This is a genomic window from Candidatus Magnetaquiglobus chichijimensis, from assembly GCF_045865675.1.
GTDB lineage: Bacteria > Pseudomonadota > Magnetococcia > Magnetococcales > Magnetaquicoccaceae > Magnetaquiglobus > Magnetaquiglobus chichijimensis.
The window spans coordinates 1683846-1696086 of the sequence record NZ_BAAFGK010000004.1; the positions used below are offsets into that span (position 1 = coordinate 1683846).

Sequence of the window (12241 nt, forward strand, 5' to 3'; positions counted from 1 at the left end):
ATAAAGAAATCATATTACCAAGCTATTCTTAACTTAATCTATAATTTGACGTTCTGGACCAATGTATTGGCCAGCGGACGGCGAACTGAAAACGGGTCCAAACCTTGTCTGATCGCCGCCATAACTCCAACCGCCTCCCAGTAATTATTTACAAGAAAGAATTGATCTTGCCCCCACGGTAGCGACTTGAGATTATTTCTCATAATGTTTTGGTTTTCCTTTACTGCGATCACCTTGATTCCCTGCTCCAGTGCCGCCAAGACTGGAAGACCAATGCATCCATCCGGAATGATCAGACACGAGATATCAGTGGCTGTAATAACATTTTTCGGTGCATTGCTTAAGGAGTGAATAATCTTCGGACTTCTCATTAATCCTTTCAGAACGCATATAAAGAATGAAAGAGAAATAACTTCGGCTGCCATTCTTGGATCAAGAACATTGACATTGACTTCCGAAAGCGAGGTATTTTCAAAGGTACTTGTGAACATGGGTGAGTGTGCGGTGGGAAGCTGAAGAACAGATGATAAAGCATGCGTTAACAATGCCTCAACACCTCCCCAAGGATTGATCATGGCACCTTTTGATTTGTAATATTTCACAGGATCGATATCTGGTGTGGCGATCTGAGTTGAGATGGCCAAAGCATCAAATTGTCCTTTATATTGTGCAAGAATTTTCATCAAGCCTTCCATTTGCTCCACGCTTCCGACTGCCCGACCAGATGGCGCATAGATGGAACGTACCAGCACGGGCGGGTCCATACATACAACAGCAGGACAAGAGATACCCAAGGTGGCGCGGGCAGCACTAACAGAATTAATGGCGCCCCAGGTGTATAATGGACTTGGATGTTCATCAATCACCACAAGCACCCGGTTGGCACGAACGGGCAACAAACCGCACGTTCCCATCATTAATCGTGTGATGACACTCCCTTCCACATACAGTCCGTTTTCCGGAATTTCGTTCATGTCGGAAGCATTGACAACATTCGGATGGGTTATTAGGGTATCGCAGACTGAAGCAAGCATGCGTGCCATGGGTGTCGCATCGCCCGCATGTCCACCGATTGCGCAACCAATGCCAGTTGGGACTAAAAGGACGGCATTGAACCTGTCGGTATTCTCAAAAGCACGTTTCGAAAAATCAAATATAGAGGTTAAATGAGCCCCCTGATTCTCTTGTAGACCCGTCAACAAAGCTAACTCGCACTTGTAAACAGATGCGTTCGTTTCACTCATGACAAACCGGATCGGTATCTGCTCGGAGGAAATTTGATTCTGAATGGTCGCGGAAATATGATTCAAGAGTTGTCTATGTCCATAGACAACTGGCACTTCAATAGTTATTTCAGAAATCTCCATAATTAATTCCTCCACATAACGCGAGATAATCAGAGAAAGAGTAATCTTTAATCTTGTTTATCTTACCATTATTGTTTATATATAGCGATGGCAGGTTGACGCCATTAAACATGTTTGCTTTAACAAGAGAATAGGCTCCAACATCACCAATCACGACTCTTGAGCCGATTTTAAGCTTCCGATCAAAAAAATATTCACCCATGACATCACCAGCCAAACATGTCGCACCAGCCAGAACATAACGATACGCGCTGTCATCGCATGTATGTAACACTGGAGGACGCCATTGGTATTCGTACACCTCCGGCAAATGATTGATACAAGTATCCAATATTGCAATATTCTTCCCGCCACTGACAAACATATCAATGACGCTTGATACCATATAACCGGCATTTCTTACGATCGCGGCTCCAGGCTCCAAAAATACTTTTTCCACGCCGCTTTCCAGAAAAAAATTCACTGCTTTCCGAAGCGGATCGCGTTCTGCAACCTCGTTCAGCAGATATCCGCCTCCCATGTTGATCCATTTGATTTGAGGCAATAATGGTGCAATGGCGTCATGAATTTTTTCAGCAGTCAATCGCAACTCCTCCAGATTCGTGCAATCGCAATTATTGTGGAAATGAATCCCTTCGATGCCTTGGAATGCATCGGGGTGATTTTTTAAATAGCCACACAATGCATCCAGGGGTACTCCAAGCTTAGAATGTGCCTGGCACGGATTGTAACGTTCATCTGCCACAAAGGATAACTGCGGGTTGATACGCAATCCGCAACTGGTTAATTCTGTTGCATCCTCTTTGAATCGCAACCATTGATTAAACGAATTAAAAGACACATAGTCCACCTCTTGGCATACCTCAACAATTGAGGAGGGATGCAATCCAGGGGTAGTCATATGAATACGCTGATTTGAGCTTCGATATCGGCTGGCTAGCAGAACCTCGAAGCGTGAACTGGCCGAAAAGCCATCCATTTCTCTTGCGATCACCTCCAATCCGCTCGCCAGGCTGAAACACTTTAACGAAAATAATATCTTAAATTGTTCACTTTCAACCATGCTTTTGGCGTCACAAATATTTCGCATCAAGGTCGGTATATCCAATAGGAAAGCCGGTGTTTCAATGTCCAGGTTGAACAATTCGTGGATTTGAGCTGGTTTCATAAAGAGAATGGTTCCAAGACATAGATAGTCAAAAATACGTGATTGACCTGTATCGCATAGTGTGTTAATCAAAAAATGATTAAATTATGATCGACTATAATCTCAAGCTTCTCTTCCACACACCGGGGCTACGCCCAAGCGTGACGCCCACGCCCGACACCCTTGTAGGCGGTTTCTGGACGGCCACCCGCTTACGCGGGCCGTCCTCTCGCCTCCATCCAAGGTGTCGGGCAACGTCCACATCCAAATCAACACCGTGGACGCTTGAGCGCCAGGGTAAAAGCGTAAAAGGATCAAGAGTCAGTCCTGGCGAGGCGGAAGCCCAGGTTGCCGTAGCGAGCGTCCGGGGTGTTGCAGCGGCGATAGGCGGAGCGCACGTAGGCCGGGTTGCTGCCCCAGCAGCCGCCCCGATTGACCCGGGAGTATCCCTCATCTGGACCACGCGGATTCCTGCGTGGAGAATTGGCATAATAGTCCTTGTCATACCAATCCTGACACCACTCCCACACATTCCCGTGCATGTCGTGCAATCCCCAGGCGTTCGGCTTTTTGGTTCCCACCTCATTCAATCCATCTTGGGTTAAACTCCTTCCTTTACCAATGCCAACCCATTTTGCCCCGGAGTTAGAGCAGTATACCGCATATTTTCCAAGCTTGTCTTCGTCATCTCCAAAACAGTAGGCAGCTTGACTGCCCGCACGACACGCGTACTCCCATTCCGCCTCGGTCGGCAGTCGGTATTTATCATCCACCTGACGATTCAATTCGGCGATAAACCTTTGCACATCATCCCATAAAACGGACTCAACCGGATAGAGATCCCCTTTCTTGTACTTCGATGGATTCGACTGCATCACCTTCTGCCACTCCCCCTGCGTCACTGGATACTTGCCCATCCAGAAACCATCCAGCTCCACTTCATGCCGAGGCTTCGCATCATATGTTTTATCGTTCCCCATCATGAAGATTCCACCCGGAATCCACAGAAAAACCATGCCTGTGACCGGGCAGCGCCATTCATCTCCCAATTTAGGATTTTTGGAAAACCGGGGTGCGACAGCACCTTTGAGAATGGAACTGAACGTTGAGAATATATTTGGCTTTTGGGCTGAGATCGCATCCTTGCCGCCATTAATGAGTATGGCTTTTGGTTCCGGTACGCGTGACGCTGGCACCTGAATGCTCTTTGGTATCTTCAGAGAGCCGTCTGGTAGAGGTGGGACAGCCGACTTGGATCCCACCATGGGTTCAGGTGTGTCTCCAGCCCACAGCGTCAACGCCCGGCAGACCTCATCGAAGTTGGCATAGCGAAGGTTGCGATCCGTCTTCAGGCAGCGGCGCAGCACCTGGGTTACCGCACCCAGACCTGCGCTCATCCGTGGCGTAAAGCCGGGATCGGTGTCCAGACTGCTGAAACGCTCCACCAGTCCTTCGACATCATCGTGGGGTATCCGCCCCTCCAGAATGAAGAATCCCACCAGGCCAAACGAATAGACCACCGACCGCTCATCCGGTGACTTCATCTCCACCACCTTTTCCGGCGCGGCATAAGCCATTGTCACCTGCCCACCGCTCGATCCAGAGAGGCCAACCTGACGCAATCCACCAATATCCCCGATCACCACTTGTGGCATCTCGCCCTTAGTCGGCATGCGCACCAGCACATTGGTGGGCTTCAGATCCTCATAGACAAATGGACGGCCTTCCTGGTCGGTCAGGGTATGCAGTTGCCGCATTGCTTCGGCCAGAGCGCGCAATAATTTCAAGCGATGCGACTCCGACCACGGCTGCCCCTTGCATGCGATGGGCTCCAGTACATGATCGTGCAGATTCTCCGGGTAATACTCCATCACCGCGATTCCCAAAGCCGATGCCTTCGAGCGGCTCTCCAGTCCATCCGCCACGCGAAGGCTAAAAAATATGGGAATCTCCACGATGGACGGACAACGCTTCAACAGCGCATGCTGCTCTTGCAGCAGTTTCCAGTCCCGATTCAACCGCGTCACCGCATCCGTGATTGTGCCATCTTCTTTTGAAACCGCAGAGTGACGTTCCATCCGAAAAATCTTTACCGCAAATTGCTGGCGCGTATCCGAATCCTCGGCCAGATAGACCACCCCGTAACTCCCGGAGCCCAACCAACGCACAATCTGGTACGAGGGCAGCCTCTGCTGCAAGATCTTCTGGGCATATTCTAGGGATATTTCCATAATTCGCTCACTTAGGTACTGATGATTGTTGATAACGTAAGCTGATAAATCAAATTTTATAAATTGTTATTATACAATTTAGTTAAAAAGATTGTAAAAGTTAAGGAAAAGTTCTGGCAAGACGAAAACCCAATAAAGAACAATAATACCCTGGGGCATCCTCAAAACGTTTGGCTGAACGAAGCCACTCTGGAGGATGAGGAAAAGCACCACCCCGAGAAACCCGAAAGAACCCCTCTTTTGGTCCTAATGGATTTTTGCGCGGAGAACAACTATAATAATTATTTTCATACCAATCCTGACACCATTCAAGCACGTTTCCATGCATATCATGCAACCCCCAAGAGTTCGATTTCTTACCTCCTACTGCGAGATTATAGACGGGTAGTAAAATACTACTGTACAAAGCATAACTACGTAGTTTTGGAAAGATTATTGAATCATTACCAAAGCAATAATCCTGATCACTCCCTGCGCGGCAGGCATATTCCCATTCTGCCTCAGTCGGTAAACGGTACTTCCCATCCACCCAGTGATTCAACCGCTGAATATAATTTTGTGCATCGTTCCATGAAACATTAGTGACAGGATAATTATCCTTATATTCATCGGATGGATTAGACAGCATTACCTTCATCCATTCTCCTTGCGTCACCGGATACTTACCCATCCAGAATCCATCCAGCTCGACTTCATGCTGGGGTTTTTCATTCTCATCCTTATCTCCCCCCATCATAAACACTCCAGCTGGAATCCACAAAAAAACCATACCCGTGACCGGACACCGCCATGCGTCTCCAAGACGAGGAGATTGCGGAATTGGAGCAAGCTGAAGTGGAAAGACTGGATACGGGAGATGTTCTGTCGGACGATGGGCCACCAGCGGCATCGCCGTCGGCACCGCAGGGCGGCCCTGCAGAAGTTGCAACAGCTGCGCAAAATCCTCCGGGCGCTGGATGGGGTCGTATTGCAAACAGCGGTCTACCGCCTCCACCACCCGACCCAGACCCTCGATGGCTTCACGCTCCCAATCCAGCCCGTGATCGCGGATCGCCTCGGGCAGATCCGACGCCCCTGCGTGCGGCAAGCGGCCTTGCAACACCAGAAATGCCATCATCCCGAACGACCAGAGGGTGGCACGCAACCCGGCGGTCTCGCCTGGAAACGGCTTGCCTGGCACCACCTCCGGCGCACGATACTCTTGGGTACTCTCGAATGTGGAGCTGTCGATGGAGTGAATGTTTTTCAAACCCCCGATATCCCCGATCACCATGCTGGGTGCGTTCGTGGGACCATCTTCGCGCATGAGAATGTTGGTGGGTTTGAGATCCGGATAAAACGAGTGGCGCCGACTGTACAACCCATCCAGCAGCTCGGCCAGACGCAGCACGATCTGTCGCTTGCGCTCCCCAGGCAGGCGTGGATGATCTTCCAGATAGCGCTCCAGATCCGTCGGCCAGTAATCCATCAGGATCGCGCCATAACCGGAGGCCATGCGCCCATCCGCCGTGGTTTGCGCCTGATCCGTGCTGAAATCATGCACCACCACCAACTCATCGCCGCGCAAGCTGTTGTACCGCTCGCGCAACGTGTTCCACTCCCTCTGCATCAACTCACCCACCGAAGTGTCTCGGGCTCGTTTGTCGCGCTTGACCGACAACTCCACAAACTTCACCGCCCGCTCCAACTCCTCCGAGCGCACCCGATAGACCACGCCAAAGCCTCCAAAGCCGATCAACGCCTCCAACCGGTACTTCGGCCAGCAGTTCTTTAGGATCTTCCTCGCCGTCTCTTCGTTGATCATCGTTGGATGCTCCCGGTCATCGAGTGGTCCTGCCCGCAGGCGCCGTCACAGGCTCATAAAGCAGGATAGGTGCGCACACCTCCAAAGGCAACTCCTGGCGCAAAAGTGCGCGGTTTTGTCATCGGCTTGTCCGGCGTGCGCACCTTAGGCTATGCGAGAAGGGGGCGCGATTTTTTGCATCATGCGAAAAAAAATCACCCTGCGTCTCTCATAGTATCTTTACATACCGGGGCGCGCTCTTCACCCTGGATGATATGAATCGCCCCACGCCATGACGGCAAGCGTGGCGTGGTCGGATTGGATCCTTCTCCCCTTGTTCTCAATTCAAGGAGCCGGGCTGATGATCGTCTTGAAGGATGTCTCGTTGGAGGATGTGTCGCTGTTCGGGCAGAACGCACCGGTCATTGATTGGGACTCCGATGTGGAGCCGATCTCCCGTCACACCCTGCCTCTGTACCGCGCCTGGATGCATACCCTGTTGCGCCGGGAGTTGGGGTGTCAACCGATCCCGGTGGATGCGCGCCTGGTCGCCGGGATCAAGGTGGATCTGGAGAGTTTCAAGAAAACCCATCTGGGCCGGATGAAGTGGGCCGAGAACAAGGTCTATTATCTGCGCGAGTTGTTTGTGCTCAAGGAGTTGTTCGAGGAGATGGGGAATGGCACCATGGCAGAGTTCATCGTGGCGGAGTTTCTGGCAACCAACCAGCGCTCTCTGTTCGACCAACTGATGCGCTCCGTCACCCTTGGGCCGCTTTGGGAGGGGTTGAACCACTCCAACGATTCGTTTGAACGCTACTCCCTGGTCCGCACCTTCCAGAAGTGGCGCCAACTGACGCGCGGCATGATCGACAAAGCATTCTTTGCTGACAATCTGAATCAGCTGGAGAGCCAATGCCGCCAGGATTGCGATACGGTTTTGCGATCACTGGATCAGAGCGACAGCATGGCGGCGCGAGTGCTCTCCTGGCGCATCCAACTGGCGGAAGGACGCACGCTGGACAAATCGTTCAAACAGGCACGCAAGGCGTTGGATACCGCCTTTGACGGGCATGTAGCCTTGTTGCTGAGCCAATACAAGATGGATACCCTGTTGTCCCTCTTCGATGAGACCAGTTTACGGGCACGCATGCTGCCCAAGCTGGCGGGAAAAGCCGTGGGGGAGGCCTTGCAGACCGTGCGGCAGGCGGATCCGGATCGGCGGATTCTTGCCGATGAGATCATCCGCTTGAGCGCCATGGAGGAGCGGGCAAAGGGTCTGCTGGAGGCTGCCCGCGATTGTCTGACCCGCTCTCAACCCGATCAGACCATGGAGCACATACGCACGTTGAAGGCGTTGCTGGAGCCCGACAAGCTGCTCATCCCCAGCCAGGCCAGGGATCTGGAGGAGCAGGCCAGCCGTCTGGCTGAGGTGCTCAAGCAGTTGCAGGAATTCGAGCAGCAGATGAACGCGCTCAAGTCCCAGGGCCGTCTGCGGGAGGCATGGCAGGAGATCGCCAATCTGCCGATTTCCACAGTTGCCGTGGATGTAGAGATGATCCGCGAGCGGTGGCGTACCGATCTGCGCCAGGCCGCATGCGCGCTGGCCGAGATGCGCATGACTGAACGCAGACAAAGCATGCGCGTGCATCTGGAGTCCGGACGACTGACCGAAGCCATCCGTCAGGCCGAGACGCCGTTGCTGGAGTATACGTCCGGTCTGTTTCCCCCGGAATACGACCCGGCAGCGGTGCGTGCCCGCCTGACAGGGTTGGTGGATGAGCAGGTCAACCATGTGGTGCGCCAGGCCAGGGAGTTGCACCAGCAACGCTGCTGGCCGGAATTGTTGCTGTATGGCGAGCGACACCAGGGAGTTCCCGGCGTGGATGAGATCGTCGCGGGGGTGCGCAAGCGCCTGGGTGGAGGTTTTTTTCAGGAGGTGCAGCTCGAAGGACGTAAGGTACGCTGGTGGGCCAAATCCCACATAACGCTACATCGAGGCAATATGCAGAGCGATTTGAATACCAGACTTGCCGCCCTCTCTCAAAAGCCGATTGAGCTGGGCATGGAGCACGGCCAGGGCTATGTGAGGCTGGCCGAGCCGTTGAAAAATGCGTTATTCATCGAGCATGCCGGCAAGCGACGTCAGGTGGCCAGTGGTCGGCGCGAGGCGTTGCTCTCCGGGGACCGGTTGCTGTTGACGGAGCTGTTTCCAGTACGCTGCGAAATCGTGCTGGGGCGGTTTTTGCGCCTGGAGTTCGCCCAGCCCGATGCCGAGGCGGTCCAGCAGTTCTGGGGGCAGACGCTGGAGAGCTTATGGCCGGATTGGGCCATGGAGACACGCCTGCCGCTGCTGGTGGGATGTTGAGGCGATGCAATTTTTTCAACTTCCGACAAGGGGTGCAACAAAAACAGATGAACGGCTGGTTGAATCCTTTCACCATTGGTTTGGGACCGCTCCTCGTAGGCTGGTCGGTCAGGATGCTGCGCAACTATGGGCGCAACACCTATTCCCTGCGCAGCGGAGAGTCGCAACGGTTTGATGTGTTTCGCAAGACAGGCAACGGCATCATGGGGCTGGGTTTCCTGCTGTGGGCCTGGGGCGGGTTTCAGTGGCTGCGCTTGCCGTACCCGGAGGAGGCGTTGAGCGCCATCAGCACCAAAAGAGGGGTAACGCTCCCGGTGATCGAGGTTGATGATAAAAAATGTAAAAAATTGATGAAAAAACTGTGCCGCTCCGCGACCAAGGAGAGCCCAGACGCCAAAACAGGATGCCGCATCGATCCCAAAGCCTGGCAAGGTACCCAGGCTGGCGCGGAGAGCACCCCATACGGAGCCCCAACCCCCTTGGACAAGAGATCCCTCGGATACGTGGTTCTGGACGGCGAGCTGGTCTATCGCCCCTGGCGCGGGGCCTGTCAGTTGCACGCGACCAAGGTTGAGACGGCAACGCATCTGGATTTGCCCCTGGCCCAGGGCAACGAACCCATGGTGGAATACAACTGCTTTTTTGATTGGGAGATCTGTCAATGAATACGCGGAAGGGCGATTCATGCAGGCTTGCCTGTGTCATGCACACCGGACCTCGGGAGGAGCAGGAGGATTGTCTGCTGGTGGCCAGTGATGTGATGCAGGTTGCGGAGATGCGCGTGCCGCTGATGGTTCAGGTGGCTGCGGAGGCGGATCTGCTGGTGGTGGTGAGCGATGGCATGGGTGGACATGCGCGCGGGCAGTGGGCCAGCCGCTTTGTGTGCGAGCAGCTGGCCGAACAGCCGCTGACGCCGACTCCGGAGGTGATCGAAGCGCGTTTGCGGGAGATTCAGTTGCGGATGGAAGAGCAGGCAGGCTGGAACGGTCGTCGTCGCGCAGTGGAGGGTGCCACCGTGGTCGGCTTGCTGAGGCACGCCGAGGGTGTGACCATTTTCAATGCCGGAGACAGCCGCATTTATCACCGGCCCGAAGGGGGGGCTCTGACACAGTTGACGCATGATCACACCCTGGTGCAATCGCTGCTGGATCATGGCAAACTGACTCCTGAGGAGGTGGCGGACTATCCCTATCGCAACGTGCTGGAGTTCGGGCTGGGCAGCGCCTTTGCGTCGCTCTGGAAAGGCGGACGCTACTCCTGTCGGGTCAGGACTCTGCCGGATGCGGGCGGGGTGTGGCTGGTCTGTTCGGATGGTGTACACGGGGCGCTGGCGCATGCGGAACTGGAGGCGCTGCTGGCCTCCCCATCGCCCGAGAGCGCGGCGCACCTGGCGCAACGGGTGTGGGAGGAGTCCACGGATAATTTTTCCTTTGTCCTGCTGTGGGAGGCGTGATCGGGAGCAGCCATGATCCACGAAGAGACGGCGAGAATAATCTTGAAGAACTGCTGGCCGAAGTATCGGTTGGATGGGTTGATCGACGCCGGAGCCTATGGCACGGTGTATCGGGTGCGCTCGGAGGAGTTGGAGCGGGTGGTGAAATTTGTGACCTTCACCATGAAACGCGACAACCGGGCGGGCGCGACGGCGGCTGGGGAGTTGTGGCTGCGCGAGTGGAACAGCTTGCAGCAGCGTTACCAGGCGTTGCAATGCGATGAGATCGTGGCGGTGTACGATTTCAACCGTGACCAGGTGACCTCCCATGGGGATGGCCGGATCGCCTCCGGGTTTGGCGCCATTCTGATGGCGTACTATCCAAGCAATTTGAACAGCTATCTGGAAGATCACCCCCGGTTGCCCGCAGAGCGCAAGCGGCAGATCGTGGTGCGTCTGGCAGAGATTCTGGAGCGGCTCTACAGCCTGCGCCACCATCTGTACACCGATCTGAAACCGGAGAATATCCTGTTACGGGAGCAGGCCGGAGCCAGCGTGCCGAAGATGGTGCTCGGGGATATCGGCGGGTTGAAAAGTATCCATACGATTGCTGGCGGCTCTTTTGAAGTCAGTGACGCCTATCGCGCGCCCGAGGTGGTGCCAGGAAAACCGTTTCCCAGCGCCTCCGTGGGTTTACGCGCCACCCTCTGGTCGTTCGGGATGGTGGCCTTCCAGGTGCTGCAAGGGCGTCTGCCCCACCAGGCGGCGTACAGTACCTCCGAGGCGATCCGGGATCACGGTCTGGATTGGGACCGTGAGGCCATCGACGGTCTGGGCCGGGTGGTGGAGGCGGTGGAGCAGTGCTTGCGGTTCGACCCTGCCCAGCGCCCGGAGGATTTCGCGCAGGTATTGCAGCTTTTGCAAGGCCGTCCGGCAGTGCCGACGGCGATGCCGGTGGTGGCACAGCGTCCGGCAGAATCTCTGGTTCGTCCCGCTTCTCCTCCTCCGTTTCCCCCAATACAACCGCTTCCCCGCCTGGGAGACGAGTGGTGTTGTCCGGTGACGGGCATGGTGTTTGTCTGGGTTCCGGGTGGTGTTTTTCAGATGGGGGATCTGTTCGGTGAGGGTAGTTCCGATGAGAAACCGGTGCATGAGGTGAGTCTGGATGGCTTCTGGATCGGGAAGTACCCGGTGACCCAGGGGGAGTGGGTGAAGGTGATGGGGCACAATCCGTCGTATTTTCAGAAAGGTGCGCGTTATCCGGTGGAACAGGTTTCCTGGAACGATGCCCAATCCATGATCGAAAAACTCAACACCCAGGTTGACGGTAAATGGCGCCTGCCGACGGAAGCGGAGTGGGAGTATGCCTGCCGCAGTGGGGGCAAGAGAGAGAGGTATTCCGGTGGGGACGATATCGAGCGGGTGGCATGGTATCGTGGAAATAGCGGAGACTCGATCCATCCGGTTGGGGAGAAGGCTCCCAATGGCTTGGGGTTGCACGACATGAGCGGGAATGTGTGGGAGTGGGTGTCGGATTGGTATGACACGGACTATTATGCCTATTCACCGCGTGAGAATCCTCAGGGGCCATCTGGGCGCTCCTACCGGGTCATACGGGGCGGCGGCTGGAACACCGGCCCGGCCCGCGTGCGCTCCGCCCTTCGCAGCCGCCTCACCCCGGACTTTCGCCACAGCAGCCTGGGCTTCCGCCTCGCCAGGACTGGCTCTTGATCCTTTTACGCTTTTACCCTGGCGCTCAAGCGTCCACGGTGTTGATTTGGATGTGGAAGTTGCCCGACACCCTGGAGGGAGGCGAGAGGACGGCCTGCGAAGCGGGAGGCCGTCCGAGAGCCGCCCGCAAGGGTGGCGGGCGGGGGAGCCACGAGGGGGCGCAGCCCCCTCGTGCGGATTCCAAA

8 protein-coding genes are annotated in these 12241 nt (G+C 54.9%); 4 read left to right on the top strand and 4 right to left on the bottom strand.

The window, feature by feature from the left end; genetic code table 11:
• Positions 1 to 38: 38 nt before the first annotated feature.
• From ACOY6C_RS11410 to ACOY6C_RS11425, 4 genes are all read right to left on the bottom strand, one after another.
• Positions 39 to 1367 (bottom strand): DUF3326 domain-containing protein, encoded by a 1329-nt coding sequence (locus tag ACOY6C_RS11410; protein ID WP_420905602.1) that lies wholly within the window; start codon positions 1365 to 1367, stop codon positions 39 to 41.
• Positions 1354 to 2535: a type III PLP-dependent enzyme domain-containing protein gene (locus ACOY6C_RS11415; RefSeq protein ID WP_420905603.1), complete on the bottom strand. Its 1182-nt coding sequence runs from the start codon at positions 2533 to 2535 to the stop codon at positions 1354 to 1356. The genes ACOY6C_RS11410 and ACOY6C_RS11415 overlap by 14 nt, the downstream gene beginning before the upstream one ends.
• A 293-nt stretch (positions 2536 to 2828) precedes the next feature.
• Positions 2829 to 4745 carry an SUMF1/EgtB/PvdO family nonheme iron enzyme gene (locus tag ACOY6C_RS11420; RefSeq protein ID WP_420905604.1) on the bottom strand — a complete coding sequence of 639 codons (1917 nt, stop codon included), beginning with the start codon at positions 4743 to 4745 and terminating at the stop codon, positions 2829 to 2831.
• Positions 4746 to 4845: 100 nt separating this feature from the next.
• Positions 4846 to 6549, bottom strand: coding sequence for an SUMF1/EgtB/PvdO family nonheme iron enzyme (locus ACOY6C_RS11425; protein ID WP_420905605.1), 1704 nt, complete (start codon positions 6547 to 6549; stop codon positions 4846 to 4848).
• Positions 6550 to 6889: 340 nt separating this feature from the next.
• On the opposite strand from ACOY6C_RS11425, the gene ACOY6C_RS11430 reads away from it, so the two are divergent.
• The 4 genes from ACOY6C_RS11430 to ACOY6C_RS11445 are packed head-to-tail and all read left to right on the top strand — an operon-like array spanning position 6890 to position 12056.
• Positions 6890 to 8893 carry a hypothetical protein gene (locus ACOY6C_RS11430; protein WP_420905606.1) on the top strand — a complete coding sequence of 668 codons (2004 nt, stop codon included), beginning with the start codon at positions 6890 to 6892 and terminating at the stop codon, positions 8891 to 8893.
• Positions 8894 to 8940: 47 nt separating this feature from the next.
• The gene (locus tag ACOY6C_RS11435; protein WP_420905607.1) at positions 8941 to 9558 is read left to right on the top strand and encodes a hypothetical protein; all 618 of its coding nucleotides are present in this window, start codon (positions 8941 to 8943) and stop codon (positions 9556 to 9558) included.
• A 38-nt stretch (positions 9559 to 9596) separates the two neighbouring features.
• Complete coding sequence (locus ACOY6C_RS11440; protein WP_420905608.1) at positions 9597 to 10346, top strand: PP2C family protein-serine/threonine phosphatase; 750 nt, start codon at positions 9597 to 9599, stop codon at positions 10344 to 10346.
• Between the two features lie 12 nt (positions 10347 to 10358).
• Positions 10359 to 12056, top strand: a complete 1698-nt coding sequence (locus ACOY6C_RS11445) for an SUMF1/EgtB/PvdO family nonheme iron enzyme (protein ID WP_420905609.1) — start codon at positions 10359 to 10361, stop codon at positions 12054 to 12056.
• The last annotated feature ends 185 nt before the right edge of the window (positions 12057 to 12241 follow it).

Excerpts from the sequence above, each read along its gene's own strand:
- ACOY6C_RS11410 (WP_420905602.1), bottom strand. The coding sequence starts at position 1,367 with ATGGAGATTTCTGAAATAACTATTGAAGTGCCAGTTGTCTATGGACAT.
- ACOY6C_RS11440 (WP_420905608.1), top strand. The coding sequence starts at position 9,597 with ATGCACACCGGACCTCGGGAGGAGCAGGAGGATTGTCTGCTGGTGGCC.
- ACOY6C_RS11415 (WP_420905603.1), bottom strand. The coding sequence starts at position 2,535 with ATGAAACCAGCTCAAATCCACGAATTGTTCAACCTGGACATTGAAACA.
- ACOY6C_RS11430 (WP_420905606.1), top strand. The coding sequence starts at position 6,890 with ATGATCGTCTTGAAGGATGTCTCGTTGGAGGATGTGTCGCTGTTCGGG.
- ACOY6C_RS11445 (WP_420905609.1), top strand. The coding sequence starts at position 10,359 with ATGATCCACGAAGAGACGGCGAGAATAATCTTGAAGAACTGCTGGCCG.
- ACOY6C_RS11420 (WP_420905604.1), bottom strand. The coding sequence starts at position 4,745 with ATGGAAATATCCCTAGAATATGCCCAGAAGATCTTGCAGCAGAGGCTG.
- ACOY6C_RS11435 (WP_420905607.1), top strand. The coding sequence starts at position 8,941 with ATGAACGGCTGGTTGAATCCTTTCACCATTGGTTTGGGACCGCTCCTC.
- ACOY6C_RS11425 (WP_420905605.1), bottom strand. The coding sequence starts at position 6,549 with ATGATCAACGAAGAGACGGCGAGGAAGATCCTAAAGAACTGCTGGCCG.